A 16,965-nucleotide genomic window follows, 5' to 3' on the forward strand; every position below is an offset into this window, starting at 1 on the left:
ACGCCCCCGCAACCCCTCCAAAACTACTTTCGCTTTGGTCTTGCCATCAAAGACCCGCTTCCGCATCGCTGAATCCTCCTTGTGAATTCAGCCACAATCTACTCCATTCATCCTACCCTGTCACTAATGGGGAGCAGTATATGATTATTTCGTTGGAGCTTTTAACAGCTACGTCCCTTACTACCCACCCACGGGTGCCCAAAGGGTTTATCTTTTTTACGGTAGGAAAAGTGAAGTAGATACAATTCCTGATTTGGTAATAGAACATAAAGCCCAACTGGAATTTCTTGGCGATTTGAATGGAGACGGAAACAGCGATTACGCAATGCGGGAAACTAATCAAAAGTATCGTATGTCAATTTATTTTGGTGGTAGTGCTTTGGATACCATTCACGATGGCTCTGTAATGGGCGAAATTTTAGATGAATTTTCCGACTGCTACGGTTGCCAAATATCAGCGGGGAAATGGGCTAATCCCACAGACAAGCAAATAGTGGTTGGTACAACACAGCCACGCTATGACAGCTTGCGTTTTTATTTTTACAATGTCCGCGAAGGTGTTATTGATTCGATTCCATTGTTGCGGTGGGATGTCCGAAAAAGATACGGTATTGGAGATCAAAGAATGCAATTCTTGGATGACATCAATGGCGATGGATTTGATGATTTAGCCCACGCATTGCCAGGTGGTACGGATACTTCTATAGGGATAGTAAATATTCATCTTGGGGGAACGTCCCTTGATACTATACCTGATATAATTCTTCGTCCACCGCCAAATTTAACAGGATTGGCAGCCGCTCACTTTGGGGAAAATGTGACGCCAGTTGGTGATTTGAATAATGATGGGTTTTCAGAGTTTGTAGTTGGTGTAGGAAGAACCCCATTTACATACTTTGGCGGTTCACCGTTGGATACTTTGCCCAGGTTCAAACTAGATCGGATTGCCGATCACTTTGTTAATGGTGGTGATATCAATCATGATGGCTACAATGACCTTTTGGTAGGCCGGGACGACCATCCGCTTACAGGGTCTGTATATGTTTATTTCGGCGGTGTGGCGATGGACAGCGTAATGGATCTTTATATTAGCGAATTTGATTTACGTTATCCGTCAGATGGTTTTGGTCAAACGGTTGCTGGATTGGGAGACATTGACGGTGATGGCACCAATGATTTTGCCGTTGGCTCTCGTAACTCGACCTTTGACGATCAAGACCGAGGCTATCTATACCTTTTCAAAGGATTTTCATCATCTACAGGTTTGGAAGATGCCAACTCGCGTATTCCGCGCGATTTTGAGCTAATGCAAAATTATCCAAACCCCTTTAATTCTTCCACAGTTATTCAATATTCTCTTTCAAAACGCGCCCAAATATCTATTGAAATTTTGAACATTACCGGTCAGCGGGTCAGGGTTTTAGAGGAAAGGGAACACGCCGCCGGTACTTACAAGGTGAATTGGGATGGCAAAGATTTTTTGGGGAAACCGGTTTCCAGCGGAGTCTATCTTTATCGTTTGAAAGTGGGAGAAGAAGTAACTACAAAAAAGATGATGCTGGTTCGTTAGGTTTTTCTCACCGGTGCTTCTGGCACCGTTCCGTCGGCACGGTCTTTTCCGTAAAAACCTCCCGAATCGTCTCCGGACAGCGGTCGGTGGCGAGTTGGCCGGTTTCCGGGTCCACGTCCCGGAACAAAATGCCGGAGGGAATCTCGAAATCCTTGTAGGGATAATACTGCGTTGCGGCCAGCATAAAGCTGGTCCAAATCGGCAAGGCGTTGGAAGCCCCCGTCTGGTTGGCGCCGATGGAGGTCTTGTCGTCAAACCCCACCCAGGCGCCCGCCGTTATCTGCGGCGTGTAGCCGATAAACCAGTTGTCGGAAAAATCATCCGTCGTGCCGGTCTTGCCCGCCGCGGGACGGTCGAACCCCGCCCGCCGCGCCGCGGAGGCGGTGCCGTTGTTAATCACCGAAGTCATCAAATTGACCATGATATACGCCGTCTGCGGGTTCAAAACCTCCTTGCGCGAAGTGGTCTCGTGCTGTTCCAAAACGTTCCCGTCCTTATCCTCGATTTTCAAAATAAACCGCGGCTCCACTTTCACCCCGAGGTTCGGAAAAACGGAATACGCCGAAACCATTTCCAACAAATTGCAGTCGGAGGTGCCAATCGCCAGCGAGGGGACGGCCTTGAGCGGCGAGGTAATTCCCATCTTGCGGGCGTATTCCACCGCCTTTTCCGCCCCGATTTTCTGCATCAGCTTGATGGCAATCAAATTTCGCGACCACGCCAGTCCCCGGCGCACGGTCATCTCCCCCCAAAACTTGTTGTCCACGTTCTCCGGCCGCCACTCCCCGAATCCGGGGACGTTTATCACAATGGGGGCGTCGAAAAGCCGGTCGGTCGGCTTGGTTCCCGATTCAATGGCCGCGGTGTACACGAACGGCTTGAAAGCCGACCCCGGCTGGCGGTAGGCCTGCACGGCCCGGTTGAACTTGGTCAAAACAAAATCCCGCCCGCCGACCAGCCCCAAAATGTTGCCGTTCGAATTGTCGATGGCCACAAAGGCGGCTTGCAGTTGTTTATAGACCCGCTTCTGGCCGATTTTGATTTTCCCCTCCACCTTGGTCGTCTCCGGCACCAGAATGGTGTAGTTGGGATCCTCCGGCGAATGGGTCAGCTCCATATTCTTCTGCAGCGAATCGACCCCGGAATTCACCGCCGCCTCGGCCACTTTTTGCAAGGTGGCGTTCAACGTTGTATATATCTTCAGCCCCCGCTCGTAGAGCGCATCCTCCCCGTAAAAGGTCTCCAGGTATTGCCGCACCATCTCGGTGAAGTACGGCGCCAGCCCCACGTCGTCATGCCCTTCCCCCAGCCCCAGCGGCAGTTGCTTCAAACTGTCCGCCTTCTTTTCGGAAAGCTTGCCGTAATTCACCATGTTCCGCAGAACCAGATTCCGCCTTTTCGTGGCCACCTCCGGCTTGCGGAAGGGGTTGTAGCGCTCCGGCGCCTGCAAAAGCCCCACCAAAAGGGCGCACTCCTCGATTTTCAATTCCTGGGCGTTTTTGCCGAAGTAGGTCTGCGCGGCGGCCTGTATGCCGTAGCTCCCCCGCCCGAAGTAATGCTGGTTCAAATACATCTCCAGAATTTCATCCTTGGAATAGGTCCGCTCGATTTTGATGGCGGTCAAAATCTCCTTGATTTTGCGGGTCAAGGTCTTTTCCCGCGTCAAAAAAAGATTTCGGGATAGCTGCTGGGTCAGCGTCGAAAACCCCTGCGCCCATTCCCCCCGCTGCAGATTGACCAAAAACGCCTTCGGCACCCGGATTAAATCCACCCCCCAGTGGCTGTAGAAGCGCTTGTCCTCGGTGGAAAGCAGCGCGTCCACCATGTACGGCGGGATCTCCTTCAGCGGCACCAAAATCCGCCGCTCGCTGTAAAAATCCTTAAGCACCGAGCCGTCGGAGGCAAAAACCCGCGTCACAATGCGCGGCTCGATGTTGGTCAGCTGCGAAAGGGAGGGGAGCGATTTCTGGTAGTCCCGCACGGTCTGTCCGCCGATTAGAATAAAACCGAAAATCACGAGGGCAAAAACCACCAACGATCCGGCTACGAGCTTGCTTTTATTCATTCTTCCCACCCGAATAAAGCCGACCTTCCAATCAAGGTCAAGCTTTTATTACTTTTACACCTTTTGATTATCGGCGTTCGCAGCCGGTTGCTTGTATTGGTTTTTCAGCGCGACGGAAGAGTCCAATCTTCAATTCCCCACTTGCCTTTTTTCCCCAACTCGGTAACTTTAATCAAATATGTTTTTAACGGTTGAAAAACAGCTGGAGATAATCCGGCGGGGGACGGTGGAAATCATCCCCGAAGAGCTGTTGAGAAAAAAGCTGGAGCGTTCCTACGAGCGGCGCAAGCCCCTGCGCATCAAGCAGGGGTTCGACCCCACCGCGCCGGACATTCACCTGGGGCACACGGTCGGGCTGCGGAAGCTGAAGCAGTTTCAGGATTTGGGACACCAGATTGTCCTGATTGTCGGCGATTACACGGCCCGCGTCGGCGACCCCTCCGGCCGCTCCGCCACCCGCCCCCAGCTTTCCGGCAGGGAAGTGGAGGAAAACGCCGCCACCTACCTCGCTCAGTTTTTCAAGGTGCTGGACAAGGGCAAAACCGAGGTGCGCCGAAACGGCGAATGGTTTGCCCCGATGAGCTTCGAATACATACTCAAACTCCTGTCCCATTTCACCGTCGCGCGGATGCTGGAGCGGGATGATTTCGAAAAACGCTACAAGGCCGGCTCCCCCATTTCCGTCCACGAGCTTCTCTATCCCATCATGCAGGCCTACGATTCCGTGGCGATCGAAGCGGATGTCGAAATCGGCGCCACCGAGCAGAAATTCAACCTCTTGGCCGGGCGGCAGTTGCAGGAGGAATTCGGCCAGGAGCCGCAGGTGATTCTGACCCTGCCGGTTCTGGTTGGCACGGACGGGGTGAACCGGATGAGCAAATCACTCGGCAACTACATCGGCATTGCCGAGAGTCCGGAAGAGATTTTCGGCAAGACGATGTCCATCCCGGACGGGAAGATTTATCATTATTTCGAACTGGCCACCGACCTCCCGGCCTCCGAGCTGGAAAAAATCCGTTCGGCTCTCGAGGAGAAAAGCAAAAACCCGATGGAACTGAAAAAACAGCTTGGTTTCACCCTCGTCCGGATGTATCACGGCGAGGGGGAGGCCCGGAAAGCGAAAGAAAACTTCGAGCGGGTCTTTTCCAAAAAGGAAATCCCGGAGGATGTCCCGGTTTTTCCGTTGCCGGCGGGCGCGGACGGCATGCCAATTATCAAATTGTTGACCGAATCCGGGCTGGTGGTCTCCGCCAGCGAGGGGCGGCGGCTGGTGGAGCAGGGAGCCGTGGAGTTGGACGCCGAACGGGTCTCTGATATCCAGTACAAAGTCCCGGCTCGGTGCTGGCAGGAGCAAAAAATTCTGCGGGTGGGAAAAAGGCGCTTTTTGCGGCTGATTGAAAACTTGGAGCAGCCCAGGGGGTTGAAGAAATAATGCCCTCCGTGTACAACCGGACGCTGGTGGACGTTTCCGGAAAGCTTTCCAAACTGCGGAGCTATCTTTGACCCGGCCAAACGGAAAGAATCGCTGGCGTTGCTCAAAAAGAAAACCGAATCACCCGATTTCTGGGCCGACCCGGCCGCCGCGCAGAAAATTTTAAAACAGATAAACGCCGAAGAAAAGATGCTTTCCACGCTGGAAAAACTGGAAAAAAAATCCGCCGACTTGCAGGGATTGCTCGATTTGGCCGCCGAGGAGAAGGACGAGGCCACCCGTACGGAGGCGGAGCGGGAAATCGAGGAACTCTCGCGCGAGCTCTCCGCGTTCGAACTCTTGACTTTGCTTTCCGGTGAGGATGACGCCAAAAACGCCATTTTGACCATCCATCCGGGCGCCGGCGGCACGGAGTCGCAGGACTGGGCCCAGATGCTTTTGCGGATGTACACCCGCTTTCTGGAGCGCCGCGGCTTCAAAGTCGAAATGCTCGACTTTCAGGCCGGGGATGAAGCCGGGATAAAAGACGTTACGCTCGAAGTGACCGGTGAGTACGCCTACGGCTTTCTCAAGTCGGAATCGGGCGTCCATCGACTTGTAAGGATTTCTCCTTTCGACGCAAACAAAAGGCGGCACACCTCCTTTGCCTCCGTGTTCGTCCTGCCGGAAATCGAGGATAAGCTGGAAGTGGAAATCAAGGACGAGGATATCAAGCTGGACACCTTCCGGGCCTCCGGCGCCGGCGGCCAGCACGTCAACAAGACCTCCTCCGCCGTCCGCATCACCCACCTCCCGACCGGGATCATCGTCCAATGCCAGACGGAGCGCTCCCAGCATAAAAACCGGGAGTCCGCGATGAAGGTTTTGCGGGCCCGTCTCTATCAGTACCACCGCGAAAAGGAAGAGGCCAAGCTTTCCGAAATGGAAAAAACGAAAAAGAAAATCGAATGGGGCAGCCAGATCCGCTCCTACGTCTTCCAGCCCTACACGCTGGTGAAAGACCACCGCACGGGATTCGAAACATCCGATGTGGAGGGTGTGATGGACGGGGAAATCGACAAATTCATAGAGGCGTATTTGTCAAAACCGAACAACCAGCCCATGCTTGAAGAGAAGGAAAATGAGCCCGACTGAAGTCAAATTATCGCCGACCATAGCCATAGGAACCCGCGCCGCCGAGCTGGCCAGCCAGGGGATCGACGTGATTTCCCTTTCTGCCGGCGAGCCGGACTTCCCCACCCCTCCCGATGCCTGCGAAGCGGGGATTGCCGCCATACGGGACGGCTTCACCAAATACACCCCGAATAACGGCACCCTGGAACTGCGCAAGGCGATTGCCTTGAAGTTGAAAAACGACAACGGACTGGAGTATGCTCCGGATGAAATTCTGGTCTCCAATGGCGCCAAGCAGGCCTTTTTCAATTTGCTCTGGGCTTTGGTTTCCCCCGGAGATGAGATTTTAATCCCCCAGCCCTACTGGGTCAGCTATCCCGATATGGCCTGTCTCATCGGGGCGGTGGCGCGCTTTGTCCCCACGCCGAAGGAGAACGGTTTCCGTTTGACGCGCGAAGCACTCGAGGCGGCCTGGACGCCGAAGGCCAAGGTTCTGATTTTGAACTCCCCCTGCAACCCGACCGGGGTGGTCTATTCCCAGCGGGAGCTTGATTCCTTTGCTTCCTTTTTGACCGAGAAAAAAATCTGGGCCATCTCGGATGAAATCTACGAGAAGATTGCCTACACCTCCAACGCCGGCTCTTCCATCGCCCGCTCGCCGAAAATGAAGGAGCAAACGGTCGTGGTGAACGGATTTTCCAAGGCGTACGCCATGACCGGCTGGCGGTTGGGATACGCCGCCGGGCCGAAGGACGTGATTCAAAAGGCCTCCGCCATCCAGAGTCACATCACCACCAACGCCTCCTCCATCTCCCAAAAAGCCGGCGTGGGGGCTTTGAAAGGGGATCAAAAAGTGCAGGCGGAGATGGCCAAGGAATTCAAAGCCCGGCGGGATTACCTGGTGGAGGCGTTGCGCAGGGCCCCCAAGCTTTCATTCCCGGTGCCGGAGGGGGCCTTTTATCTCTGGATGGATGTTTCGGCCTATCTGGGAGGAAAAATCGCCGATTCCATCGAGCTTTGCCGGTATTTGCTGGAAAAACACAACGTTGCCCTGGTCCCCGGCGAAGCGTTCGGCTCCCCCGGCTATGTCCGGCTGGCCTACGCCATTCAGCAGGGGCGGCTGGAGGAAGGGGTGCGCCGAATCATCTCCGGACTTTCGGCGCTTTAAGGGGTAAGAAAAAGAACTATGCCGACCTACGAATACGAATGCAACACCTGCCGGTACGCCTTCGAGGCGTTTCAGGGGATTTCCGAATCACCGCTTGCCGAATGCCCCCGCTGCAAGGGGCCGGTGAAGCGGAAAATCTCCGGCGGCGCCGGGCTGCTCTTCAAGGGGAAGGGTTTTTACATCACCGACTACCGCAGCGAGAACTACAAGAAAAAAGCGGCCGAAGAGAAGCCGAAAAGCGAAAATTCCAAGGAAAAAAAAGAGGCGAACAAGCCGAAATCGGAAACCGCCAAACCGCCCAAGCCGCCGGCCGAATAAAAATGGTTGTTGTGGACGGCTATAACTTGATTGGCGGGGAGGCCGGAGTTCTGTCCGGCCTTTCGCTTGAAAGGGAGCGGGAGGGGCTGATTCACCGTCTGGAGCAGTTGTCCGCCGTGACGGGGGAGCGGTTTTTGATCGTGTTTGATGGCGCCGCAAAGCCGGACAACAACGCCCGGAACGCCAAAAACTCAAGCGGGAAACACCCGGTCGCGGTGGCCTTCAGTAAACCCGGTGAGTCCGCCGACGACTGGATTGTCAAATATTTTTCCCGCCGGGCCGGCAAATCCGCTCGATTGATCACGCGCGACCGGAAGCTGGCAGATAAGGTGCGGAAGCTGGGGTTTGCGGTGGAAGCGGATTTGCGCGGGCCGGAATCCCGCGCCGAAGGTTGTCTCTCCCAAGTGCTTATCCCTTCCATGGCCGGCGGGGGTCTCTTTTCCTCCCTTTCCCGCCAAAGCCGCGAGGCGCTGGCGCAGGCCCGCAAGAAGGCAAAAAAACAATAAAAAATACGGTCTTTTCGGGCTGGAACGCTTGACGGAAATCAAGTGTTTTAACCGGCGGAAAGGGGTTGTTTTGATTGACATTTGGTTTGGCGGTCGATATACTGAATAGAGGATTTGAATTGACGTTTTGGCTGGCCATAAAAAATACAACGAGCGAGGATCTATGTTGAAAGTGGACAAACAAAAACATTTGCTCTCCCGCGCGGGATACAAATTCGAGCTCGTGGACACCGCCGAGCCGAACCTGCTCCGAGAGCAGTTCCCGTACACCGATCCGCCCAGGGTGTATTTCCACGGGCGGCTCTACCCGATGGAAACCCCGGAGGATTTCTGGGTGACCGACACGACCTTCCGGGACGGCCAGCAGGCCCGCCCCCCGTACACGGTGAAGCAGATCGTCGACTTGTACGACCTCTTGCACCGCCTCTCCGGCCCCAACGGCGTGGTGCGCCAGTGCGAATTTTTCCTCTACTCGGAAAAAGACCGCGAGGCGGTCGAAAAATGCCGTGCCAAGGGCTACCGCTATCCGGAAATCACCGGCTGGATCCGCGCGGTCAAGTCCGACTTCCAGCTGGTCAAGGATATGGGGCTGAAGGAAACCGGCATCCTCACCTCCTGCTCGGACTACCACATCTTTTTGAAGCTGAAGAAAAACCGCCGGCAGGCGATGGATGACTACCTGGGGGTGGTAAAGGCCGCCCTGGAGCAGGGGATCGTCCCGCGCTGCCACCTCGAGGATTTGACCCGCGCCGATGTCTTCGGCTTCGTGGTCCCCTTCGTGCAGGCCCTGATGAAGCTCTCCGAGGAGTCCAGGATTCCCATCAAAGTCCGCCTCTGCGACACGATGGGATACGGCACCCCCTATCCGGGGGCGGCCCTGCCGATTTCCGTGCCGGAACTGGTGTATACGATGCGCCATTACGGCGGCGTCCCCGCCGAGCGGCTGGAATGGCACGGCCACAACGACTTCCACAAGGTGTTGATCAACGCCACCACCGCCTGGCTCTACGGCTGCTCGGCGGCCAACGGAACGCTTCTGGGGTTCGGCGAGCGGACCGGCAACACCCCGGTGGAGGGGCTGGTGATGGAGTACATCCTTTTAAAAGGGGATTACAATGGCGTGGACACCACCGCCATCACCGACATCGCCCGCTATTTCGAGGAGGAGATCGGATACGCCATTCCGCCGATGTATCCTTTGGTCGGCAAGCAGTTCAACAAGACCTCCGCCGGCATCCACGCCGACGGCGTTTTGAAATCGGAGGAGATCTACAACGTCTTCGACACGAACAAGGTTTTGAAGCGCCCGATCGCCGTCGGCATCACGGACAAGTCCGGCATCGCCGGCATCGCCTTCTGGGTGAACCAGCAGCTCGGGCTCTCCGGCGACAAGCAGATCGACAAGCGTCACCCCGGAATGACCAAGATTCTGGAATGGGTGGACAAGCAGTACGCCGGCAAGCGCACCACCTCCATCTCCGATGAGGAGATGCAGGAACAGGCCAAGCAGCACCTGCCGGAATATTTCGGCGACGGCCAGCCCGCACGGGTCAAGGCCAAAGTCACGGCGTAAGTAACGGTTGCAGAAAAACAAAAAGGCCCCGGTTCTCCGGGGCCTTTGTTTTTTTGGTCTTTTCCCGTGTCACTTTTCCTGCCGCAGGGCCCTCGGCCGCGGCTTGCCGTCGTGGCAGAAAACGCAGCTTATCTGCGGCGCCTCCTTGTAGCTGAAAAACTGGCTGTTCACCGTGTTGACCATCGTCTGCATCCGCCGCGCGGTCGTGAACTTGTCGTTATGCTCCTTGGCCCAGTCGTTCGGGTCGTGGCAGTACTCGCACTTCACCCCCAGTTCCTTGTTGTAGGCCGCCATAATCCGCATCAGCTCGGCCTTGTCCGCCGGTTTCAAAACCTTCAAGTTCTTGAACCCCAAATCCTGCGGAATGATCTGACGGGAGAAAAAGAGGGTTGCGGATAAAAGCAGAAGGGCAACGAGCGCTTTCTTCATAATCCTCTCCTTAGGTTGCGAGGGCCGGGGTCAAAAAGTTTTTGGGCAGGTGATTCAACGGATAGGAGGCCGCCAGCTGCCCGCAGGCGGCCTCCACTTCCCCCCCTTTGCTGAAGCGCACCGTGACCGCCGGCGTCCGGGGAAAAAGAATCTCACGGAAGCGGTTGATCCGCTCCATCGAAGGGCGTTTGTACGGCGCAAAGGGGGTCGGGTTGTACGGGATCAGGTTTATCTTGCAGGGAATCTGGGCCACTTTTTTGGCCAAAAGCATGGCATCCTCCGGCGTGTCGTTCAGCCCCTCGATAAGGATGTACTCAAACGTGATCCTTCTATTCCGCTTGCGGGCAAACTCCTCCGCCGCCGGCAAAAGCTGCTCAAGCGGATACTTTTTGTTCAGCGGCACGAGCAGATTCCGCTTCTCGTTCGTGGCCGCATGCAGGCTGACGGCCAGTTTTAACTTGATGCTCTCGCCGGCCAGCTCCCGGATTTTCGGCACCACGCCGGCCGTGGAAAGGGTTATCCTCCGGGCCGAAAGGCCGGGCCCTTGTTCCGAGGTGATAATCCGCATCGCCTTGAGCGTTTGCTCGTAATTCAAAAGCGGCTCCCCCATCCCCATCAACACAATATTCCGCACCCCCTCGCCGGGCTTCAGATATTTTTGGGCAAAAAGAAACTGCCCCACGATTTCCCCCGCCGAAAGATTTCGTTTGAACCCCATCGCCCCGGTCATGCAGAAGGTGCAGCCGAGCGGACAGCCGATTTGGGTCGATAAACAGAGGGTGATTTTCCCCCGGTCCCGGATAATCACCCCCTCGGCCTCCTGCCCGTCGGCATATTGCAAAAGCAATTTTGTGGAGCCGTCGGAAGCAGCCGTGGTGGATTTTACAACCTTGGGAAGCCCGATGGGAACCGCCTTCTTCAGGGTTTCCCGCAAGCTTTTGGGGAGGTCGCTCATCTGTTCAATATCAAACACCCCCCGCTGGTTCACCCAGCGGAAAATCTGGTGCCCGTGAAACGGCTTCCCGCCGAAGGCGGCCACCCGCTCCGCCAGTTCCTCCGGCGTTTGCCCCAGTATCCCGTTTGTTTCAATGGCCATATCTTAACCTAATTATACGCCAATTTTCCGCCAATCACTAATCGCTTCTCCCGTCCCGCCGGGGTGGGCGGGGGGTGGTTTTCCCCCGATTAAAGAAACTTCCCGTTCCGCCGAAAACTAACAACAGGGGGGCAGCGCCCCGGGAGCGTATGACAACGGGAACCGGAAAGATAAAAGTCAGCACCGCCAAAATCCTGGTCGTCGACGACGAACCGGAAATAACCGAAATCATCCAGGTTTTTCTGGAAAACGCCGGCTACCAGGTGATGGCCGAAAACTCCGCCGTCATGGGGGTGGAGCGGGCCCGCAACTTCAAGCCCGATTTGATCCTGTTGGACATCTCCATGCCCCACATGGACGGCTACGACGTCTGCAAGGAGCTCAAAAAGTCCAAAGTCACCACCGGCATCCCGGTGGTTTTCCTATCCGGCAAAGACCCCAAGGAGGACGGCGGCAAAAGCTTCCAGTCCGGCGGCGATATGTACATCAAAAAGCCCTTCTCCTGCGAACGGCTCCTGGATATCGTCCGCATCGTCCTTTCCTCCATCAACCGGTAGTTTTTCAACGGCCATCTTTATCGCGTAGCGGAGGTTTTAAGGCCTCCATTTTTTTCTTCCCAACTTCCGCTATATTCCAAACCGTGCGAACATCCCGGTTCCTCTTATTCTCATTCCTGATTTTCACTTCCACTTTCTCCCAAGAATACCCCGCCCCCACCGGTGCGGTCAACGACTTCGCCTCCCTGATGAGTTCCTCCCAAAAAGAAGAGCTGGAACAATCCCTCCGAACCTTTTTCGACCGCACCGGCGCCGCCATCGTGGTGGCCACCTTCGAATCACTGGAGGGCGTCCCCATCGAAGATTTCGCCGTCGGATTGTTTGAAAAATGGAAACCCGGCAAAAAGGGGCTGGACAACGGCCTCTTGATTCTGGTCGCCAAGGAAGAGCGCAAAATCCGCTTCGAAGTGGGCTACGGGCTGGAGCCGGTGCTTCCCGACGGCCGTTGCGGCGAAATCATCCGCACGGAGATGACCCCCCGCTTCCGCGAGGGGGATTTCTACGGCGGCATCGCCGCCGGCGCCGCCGAGGCGGCAAGAATTTTGGAAAAATATTACGCCACCGGCGAAATCGAAAAGCCAAAAACCGGCCCGCCCGCTTGGTTTGTGATTCTCCTCCTGTTTTTTGTAGGCGGCATCATCCTCGTTTTCGTCTTTTCCGCCATCCGCAAGGCCAACCAGCCCGGCTATATGAGCGGCAGCCACTGGCAAAAGGGCTGGCACGGCATCCCCTGGTGGCTTATTACAGGGAAACGCTCTTCCGGCGGCTGGTCAAGTGGGGGCAGCGGGGGAGGGGGCGGTTTTGGCGGCGGCTTCGGCGGCTTCGGCGGCGGCTCCTCCGGCGGCGGCGGCGCAACCGGGGGCTGGTAATTTTGCCTTTGTAGGGGTGGGGTCACCCCGCCCGTCTCTTTGTCACCCCTGGCAAGGGAGAAGAGACTCCAGACCGGAGGAAGTGATTTTTCTTGCTTATTTTCGTGTCGATTCAACTATATTATCCACAACCAGCGGGAAAAACAGCCAATGACCCGCCTTTCAAAATTTCCGGCCAAAATCGCCTTCTCCTTTTGCACCCTGTTTTGCCTGTATTCACCCTTTGTTTTTTCGCAACCGGTGGATACGGCCTGGGTACGGCGGTTTGATGGGCCACCTTACAGTGGCGATGTGGCAGAAGACATAGAGGTGGATGCTGCCGGTAATTCGTACGTTACTGGATGGAGTGTTCGAGAAATTGGGGGTTCAGGTTCATGGAGAACTGTATACGCTACCATAAAATATTCTTCCAAAGGAGATTTACTTTGGGCACAGAGATGTTGCGATACACCGAGCATGTCAGGGGAGGCCACATCTGTTGCCGTAGATAAATCAGGGAATGTAATTGTCACGGGTTATATTTTTGACGGTGGCACAAGCACAGATTTTGGAACTGTAAAGTATGATTCCATCGGCAATCAACTTTGGGCGGTTCGCTATAATGGTCCTAGGGATAGTAGTGATGGCGGTATTGCGGTAGCAGTAGATAGTGGTGAAAATATTTACGTAGCAGGTTCAAGCATGGGAGTCGGAACGAACTATGATTACACTCTAATCAAATACAGCTCCGATGGTAACGAACAGTGGATAGCTCGGTATAACGGTCAAGCGAATGACTTGGACGTTGTTGTTGCAATGGCTATTGACCAGCGTTCAAATATTTATGTCACCGGTTATAGTGTAGCAGATTCAAACACGTTTGCTGACTATTACACTGTTAAGTATGATTCCTCTGGGAATGTACTGTGGTCTTCTCGTGAAGACGGTCCCGCGAATGGCATAGATGCAGCAGTAGACATTGCGGTCGATGGATTCGAAAATGTATATGTGACCGGTCATAGTCGGCGAGATAGTAGTAGTTCGGATTGCACGACTATTAAGTATGATTCCAACGGAAATAAAATTTGGGCACAACGCTATATTGCACCCGGAGGAAGCTCTGGCGGAAACGCAATTTCAGTTGATGCGGCAGGAAATGTTTATGCAGCTGGTTCAGCTTTTACCTTTGATATGTATGGTGACAAAACTTTAGGTTATTTGGCCGTTAAATATGACGCATCGGGAAATCAGCTTTGGGCAAATATTTATACCAATGAAAACGGGTATGACAATTATAACGATAATGCATTTGCTCTTGCAGTAGATTCGGCGGGAAGTGTTTACATTACTGGCCGGACCTATTTACCACCGGGGAAAGAATATTACGGTACCATCAAATATGATACTCGGGGAAATTTTATATGGGAAAAATTTTACGAAGGACCGGTGGGCGGTCGCAATTGGGCAACCGATATAGCCGTTGACGGTCAAGGCAATGTTCTTGTAACGGGGCGAAGCGATGGTCTCGTTTTTTCAGATATTGCGACGATCAAATACTCCCCCATTCAGTTTACAAAGGGAGATTTAAATTTGGATGGTGTCTTGACTGCTGCGGATATTGTTTTAGTACTTGGTTGCACTTTTTCTGCTGAATATCCCCCTGCAACTTTCACGGCCTGTGACCTTAATTGCGATGGGAAAGTAACGCCGGCGGATGTGGTGATTTTGCTGAATATGGTTTTTGCGTCAACTATTGCACCATGTTAGAAACAAAAGGGCACAATATATTGTGCCCTCTTCCCCCTCCAAAATCGCAACCAAATCGGAGTGAATTTCGCAGGGTGGGCCTATAGTAGAGGGACGCGGTTGGGGCCAACCCCCAAGCCGCCATCCCTCTTTAACAGGGGTGGAGCGGAGAGGACGAATCTCCAATCTCCAGTCTCTGTCGTGCAACGGGTCGGTGTTGGCGCCACGGGCGTGCCGCCGCCGAACCCCAAAAGGGAAGTGGGAGCCGGTAAGACAAGGAACACGGATTCCCCTCCCTTTCGGGGTTGATTTCCCCCATTGTCTTGGGGAAAGAACGGCCGATTTTTTTCAACCGCCGGTACTCCCGCCTGTTCTTGAAAGGGGCAGGCGGCCCTAGACCCGCAGCGCCTTCGCGGGGCCTGCCGCGCGCAGGGCGGAACAGATAAACAGGCAGGCCGGAAGGAGAGGACCGCCATACGGGGTTATGAGGCCCCGCTTCAGAGGCAGGTTCCGTCTCCCACTTTCACGGCTGTTTTAAAACCCGTCGCACGTAAAAAAAAAGAAACAAAAAAAGGAGAGGCGAGAGGGCAGAGCTCCCGCTCTGCCCCTCCCTCTCCTTAAAATAACCTCTTGTCCCCTCTCCTTGTAGGAGAGGGTCAGGGAGAGGTTGCATTTCCACTTGCAAAATCTCCCCGATTTTTCAAACCCAAAGGAGGTCCTTCTACCCGTGCGCCCAAAAATTCAAAACCAAAGCCAACCCCGCCCCAATCCAAGACACTGCCAAAAATGCGGGCGGGATCCCAAAGAAGTCATTCAATGGCTCAATATCAAAACCAGCCGCCGCCGCATTTATGCCGGGCTGTATTCCGTTATTGAATCGGACAGGGACGGGGAAAGACTCCTGAAGGTCTGCCGCAGCTGCTGCGTGGAGGGGAGAAATCTCCGCTTTCTGCGGGTTGCCCTTCCTGCCGGCGCCGCCGCCCGCAAACACTGCAAAATCACAATCAAAACAGAGGGGTTTTTGCGGAAAAACTAACCCCCCAGATACGCTTTTTTCAACTGCTCGTTGGTGGTCAAATCCTCCGCGGTGACGGTCATCGTAATCTTGCCGGTTTCCAGAACGTACCCCCGCGTGGCAATCTTCAACGCCTGATAGGCGTTCTGCTCCACCAAAATTATCGAAACCCCCTTGGCGTTGATTTCCTTGATAACCTCGAAGATGGCCTTCACCAATAGGGGAGCAAGGCCGAGCGAAGGTTCATCCAAAAGCAAAAGTCGCGGCGAGGACATCAAGGCCCGGCCAATCGCCAGCATCTGCTGCTCCCCGCCGGAAAGGGTGCCGGCGTTCTGCTTGATCCGTTCTTTTAATCGGGGAAAAAGCTCAAACACCCGCTCCATATCGGCGGCGATGGCGGCTTTGTCTTTCCGCAAATAAGCCCCCAGCTCCAGATTTTCCCGCACGGTGAGATTGGCAAAAATTTTCCGCCCCTCCGGCGCGTGCGAAATCCCCTTTTTCACCACCTCGTGCGGCAGGGTGTTTTTGAGCGACGTTCCCTCAAAGAGAATTTCCCCCTCCTTCGCTTTCAAAAGCCCGGAAATGGCCCGCAGGGTGGTGGATTTCCCCGCGCCGTTGGCCCCGATTAAGGTGACGATTTCCCCCTTTTTGATGCCGAAGGAAATTCCCTTCAAGGCCTGGATGCCGCCGTAGAATACGGAAAGGTTTTTGACCTCGAGCAGAAAGCCGTTTTCGCTCATACGGCTTCCTCTCCCAGATATGCCTCGATGACCTTGGGGTTTTTGCGGATTTCTTCCGGCTTCCCCTCGGCAATCGTCACCCCGTAGTCCAGAACCAGAATCCGCTCGCATATCCCCATCACCACCTGCATGTCATGCTCGATGAGCAGAATGGTCAGCTTGAATTTATCCCGAATCCAGCGGATCAAATCCATCAGCTCGCGGCTCTCCTGCGGGTTCGCCCCCGCCGCCGGCTCGTCCAAAAGCAAAAGTTTTGGGTCGGTCGCCAAAGCCCTTGCAATCTCCAGCTTCCGCTGCTGGCCGTAGGGAAGACCGGCGGCCTTTTCCTTGCACAACGGTTTCAAGCCGAATAGCTCGAGCAGCGCCTCGATTTTTTCGTGCTGGCGGGCTTCCTCCTCCCGGTATTTTTTCCCCTTCCATACCGAACCGAAAAGGGAGGTTTGGTAATGCAGGTGGCAGGCGATTTTGACATTGTCCTCCACGGAGAGATTGCCGAAAAGCCGGATGTTCTGGAACGTGCGGGCCAGCCCGCAGGCGGTGATTTGATACGGCTTTTTCCCGTCCAGAACTTTGCCGCAAAAGCGGATTTCCCCCTCGGTCGGGCGGTACACGCCGGTAATTAGATTGAAGACCGTGGTTTTTCCCGCGCCGTTGGGGCCGATAAGCCCCACCAGCTCGCCGGGGAGGAGTTTCAAATTAAAACTGTCGACCGCCTTCAGCCCGCCAAAGTTGATGGAGGCGCGGGCCAGTTCAAGCAGCGGTTCGCTGGAAGTCGGCGGCATCGGAAAT

The 16,965-nt window shown here is 54.8% G+C and carries 16 protein-coding genes; 11 read left to right on the forward strand and 5 right to left on the reverse strand.

Annotated elements, in window-relative coordinates; translation table 11 throughout:
• Nucleotides 1-253 precede the first annotated feature (253 nt).
• A complete protein-coding gene (locus VNL73_06230; GenBank protein HXF49005.1) occupies nucleotides 254-1,570 on the forward strand; it encodes a T9SS type A sorting domain-containing protein in 1,317 nt (438 codons plus the stop codon).
• A gap of 7 nt (nucleotides 1,571-1,577) precedes the next feature.
• On the opposite strand, the gene VNL73_06235 is transcribed toward VNL73_06230, so the two are convergent.
• Nucleotides 1,578-3,635 carry a PBP1A family penicillin-binding protein gene (locus VNL73_06235; GenBank protein ID HXF49006.1) on the reverse strand — a complete coding sequence of 686 codons (2,058 nt, stop codon included), beginning with the start codon at nucleotides 3,633-3,635 and terminating at the stop codon, nucleotides 1,578-1,580.
• Nucleotides 3,636-3,813: 178 nt separating this feature from the next.
• Between VNL73_06235 and tyrS the strand changes: the two genes are divergently transcribed.
• The 6 genes from tyrS to VNL73_06265 all read left to right on the forward strand — a co-directional run bounded on the left by tyrS (nucleotide 3,814) and on the right by VNL73_06265 (nucleotide 9,745).
• Nucleotides 3,814-5,067, forward strand: coding sequence for a tyrosine--tRNA ligase (gene tyrS / locus VNL73_06240; protein ID HXF49007.1), 1,254 nt, complete (start codon nucleotides 3,814-3,816; stop codon nucleotides 5,065-5,067).
• Nucleotides 5,067-6,201, forward strand: a protein-coding gene (gene prfB / locus VNL73_06245; protein ID HXF49008.1) for a peptide chain release factor 2 whose coding sequence is annotated in 2 segments (ribosomal slippage) — nucleotides 5,067-5,135 and nucleotides 5,137-6,201 — 1,134 coding nt in all. Because the reading frame shifts where the segments join, the coding sequence is not laid out codon by codon here. Before tyrS ends, prfB begins: the two co-directional genes overlap by 1 nt.
• On the forward strand, nucleotides 6,188-7,348 hold the full coding sequence (locus tag VNL73_06250) for a pyridoxal phosphate-dependent aminotransferase (GenBank protein ID HXF49009.1): 1,161 nt from the start codon (nucleotides 6,188-6,190) through the stop codon (nucleotides 7,346-7,348). The genes prfB and VNL73_06250 overlap by 14 nt, the downstream gene beginning before the upstream one ends.
• Nucleotides 7,349-7,366: 18 nt before the next feature.
• Complete coding sequence (locus tag VNL73_06255) at nucleotides 7,367-7,666, forward strand: FmdB family zinc ribbon protein (protein ID HXF49010.1); 300 nt, start codon at nucleotides 7,367-7,369, stop codon at nucleotides 7,664-7,666.
• A 2-nt stretch (nucleotides 7,667-7,668) separates the two neighbouring features.
• Entirely contained in the window at nucleotides 7,669-8,172 is a 504-nt protein-coding gene (locus VNL73_06260; GenBank protein ID HXF49011.1) for an NYN domain-containing protein, read from the forward strand.
• A 163-nt stretch (nucleotides 8,173-8,335) separates the two neighbouring features.
• The gene (locus VNL73_06265) at nucleotides 8,336-9,745 is read left to right on the forward strand and encodes a 2-isopropylmalate synthase (GenBank protein ID HXF49012.1); all 1,410 of its coding nucleotides are present in this window, start codon (nucleotides 8,336-8,338) and stop codon (nucleotides 9,743-9,745) included.
• A 69-nt stretch (nucleotides 9,746-9,814) separates the two neighbouring features.
• Here the strand turns inward: VNL73_06265 and VNL73_06270 are convergent, their stop codons facing one another.
• Complete coding sequence (locus VNL73_06270; GenBank protein ID HXF49013.1) at nucleotides 9,815-10,174, reverse strand: c-type cytochrome; 360 nt, start codon at nucleotides 10,172-10,174, stop codon at nucleotides 9,815-9,817.
• 10 nt (nucleotides 10,175-10,184) lie between these two features.
• The gene (gene rlmN, locus VNL73_06275) at nucleotides 10,185-11,270 is read right to left on the reverse strand and encodes a 23S rRNA (adenine(2503)-C(2))-methyltransferase RlmN (protein ID HXF49014.1); all 1,086 of its coding nucleotides are present in this window, start codon (nucleotides 11,268-11,270) and stop codon (nucleotides 10,185-10,187) included.
• A 149-nt stretch (nucleotides 11,271-11,419) separates the two neighbouring features.
• Between rlmN and VNL73_06280 the strand changes: the two genes are divergently transcribed.
• The 4 genes from VNL73_06280 to VNL73_06295 all read left to right on the forward strand — a co-directional run bounded on the left by VNL73_06280 (nucleotide 11,420) and on the right by VNL73_06295 (nucleotide 15,457).
• Nucleotides 11,420-11,827, forward strand: coding sequence for a response regulator (locus VNL73_06280; GenBank protein HXF49015.1), 408 nt, complete (start codon nucleotides 11,420-11,422; stop codon nucleotides 11,825-11,827).
• Between the two features lie 83 nt (nucleotides 11,828-11,910).
• Complete coding sequence (locus tag VNL73_06285) at nucleotides 11,911-12,696, forward strand: TPM domain-containing protein (GenBank protein HXF49016.1); 786 nt, start codon at nucleotides 11,911-11,913, stop codon at nucleotides 12,694-12,696.
• Nucleotides 12,697-12,846: 150 nt separating this feature from the next.
• Entirely contained in the window at nucleotides 12,847-14,442 is a 1,596-nt protein-coding gene (locus tag VNL73_06290; GenBank protein ID HXF49017.1) for an SBBP repeat-containing protein, read from the forward strand.
• A 706-nt stretch (nucleotides 14,443-15,148) separates the two neighbouring features.
• Nucleotides 15,149-15,457 carry a hypothetical protein gene (locus VNL73_06295; protein ID HXF49018.1) on the forward strand — a complete coding sequence of 103 codons (309 nt, stop codon included), beginning with the start codon at nucleotides 15,149-15,151 and terminating at the stop codon, nucleotides 15,455-15,457.
• On the opposite strand, the gene VNL73_06300 is transcribed toward VNL73_06295, so the two are convergent.
• Both VNL73_06300 and VNL73_06305 read right to left on the reverse strand, forming a co-directional pair.
• Nucleotides 15,454-16,158 (reverse strand): ABC transporter ATP-binding protein, encoded by a 705-nt coding sequence (locus tag VNL73_06300; protein HXF49019.1) that lies wholly within the window; start codon nucleotides 16,156-16,158, stop codon nucleotides 15,454-15,456. The two genes, VNL73_06295 and VNL73_06300, sit on opposite strands and share 4 nt — an antisense overlap.
• Before the next feature lie 14 nt (nucleotides 16,159-16,172).
• Nucleotides 16,173-16,958: an ABC transporter ATP-binding protein gene (locus tag VNL73_06305; GenBank protein HXF49020.1), complete on the reverse strand. Its 786-nt coding sequence runs from the start codon at nucleotides 16,956-16,958 to the stop codon at nucleotides 16,173-16,175.
• Nucleotides 16,959-16,965 lie beyond the last annotated feature (7 nt).

This window comes from Verrucomicrobiia bacterium, from assembly GCA_035574275.1.
Taxonomy (GTDB): domain Bacteria; phylum Zixibacteria; class MSB-5A5; order DSPP01; family DSPP01; genus DSPP01.